A 1,304-nucleotide genomic window follows, 5' to 3' on the forward strand; every position below is an offset into this window, starting at 1 on the left:
ATAATCATACTCCTCCCGGGCAATTAATGCCCCACTGAGACGATAAAAATATTCTCCCATTTTCATCCAATCGGAATACAAATCGGGTTCGGGGAATTGTTGCCTTAATTCCGAGTCTTTGGGTGTACCATAATTAAGCCAGTATCCTTCCCCAAATAGTGGGGAATTGAGCGCTAGGGTTCCCTCTAATTCTAAACCATCATCGCCCCTGGCGTTTTCGATTCCTTCCACCAAAAAACAGCTATTCTCGGCATTTTCAAAGAGGACTGCGTATCCTTTCCCCTCTTCTGCGAGGATTTTAATCTCGCTGGCCCGAAATCCGGGGGGGATATATTTAGGTAAAATAATCTTAGCATCTAGCGATCGCAGTTGTTGCCGTTGACTGGCGCTCAAAGTTACCGTTTCTGCTCTCAAATATTGCCCATTGTCAATAATAACAATAGATAATCCTAAAACTAAAGGCCAGAAAAATTTTATGGTCATAATCGCTGTTTCTAGGGTCATATTCTGGAGAATATGTCAGTTTTTAGGCAATTTACTGATTATTTAACCATATAAGCGACGAATATTGCCCTTTTCCTGTTCCCGATTCCCTATTTACCGATTCTAATCGACAAAAAATCATAGCTTATCTGTGGATTCCACTTTTTTCCACTTCTGTCACCCGGAATTATGGGACTGACATCACCCCAAACCCTCTCGTATTCTAAGGTTATCGACAGGAAAGAGAGGTGACAACCATGTTAGCCAACCACCAAAATCAAACTTTTGTCCGTAACTACTTAATCGCAGTTATCTCCGTGGTGATGATGGGTGTGGGAGTTGCCGATCTCGTCAATAATCCCTCCCGAATCGCTCAACAAAACCGTCTTGATGGTTATGGTCGCTATGTTAGCGCTGGTTTGGTTAGTGGTGCGGTCAATAATATGCGTTAATTTGCCTCTGATTCTCAATCCTGTTGAAAAGGTGTGAGGAATTATGAATTATGAATTATGAATTATGAACTGGGGAGAATAAATAAAAATAATCTCCTGATAACTGATAACTGATAACTGATAACTGATAACTGATAACTGATAACTGATAACTAATAACTGATAACTAATAACTGATAACTGATAACTGCTTAAACCCAAGAATGGAGAGCGCGTAATTGAGGGGTTTTTTTAGCTTGGTGGGTCTGCATTCTTTGTAAAACATCATCAAGAATTGTCACCGCTTCGCGGATATATTCCCCCTTATTCAGCATGACACATTCGGCCCTTTCGGCCATAGCGGCATCGGTAATCTCGGCCCGGGAGGGA

Annotated in this window: 2 protein-coding genes and 1 pseudogene; 1 reads left to right on the forward strand and 2 read right to left on the reverse strand. The window is 41.5% G+C overall.

Annotated features, from left to right (window positions below; genetic code table 11):
- Positions 1–504 (reverse strand): hypothetical protein (locus tag PX481_RS26120; RefSeq protein ID WP_288096863.1); only part of this gene is annotated, 504 nt, incomplete at its 3' end.
- Positions 505–740: 236 nt separating this feature from the next.
- Here PX481_RS26120 and PX481_RS26125 point away from each other — a divergent pair.
- Positions 741–935 carry a hypothetical protein gene (locus tag PX481_RS26125; RefSeq protein ID WP_002763089.1) on the forward strand — a complete coding sequence of 65 codons (195 nt, stop codon included), beginning with the start codon at positions 741–743 and terminating at the stop codon, positions 933–935.
- 191 nt (positions 936–1,126) lie between these two features.
- Here PX481_RS26125 and PX481_RS30250 read toward each other — a convergent pair.
- Positions 1,127–1,304: pseudogene (locus tag PX481_RS30250) on the reverse strand (pyruvate kinase); the annotation flags it as partial.

The sequence above is a fragment of the Microcystis sp. M53603_WE2 genome, from assembly GCF_030065435.1.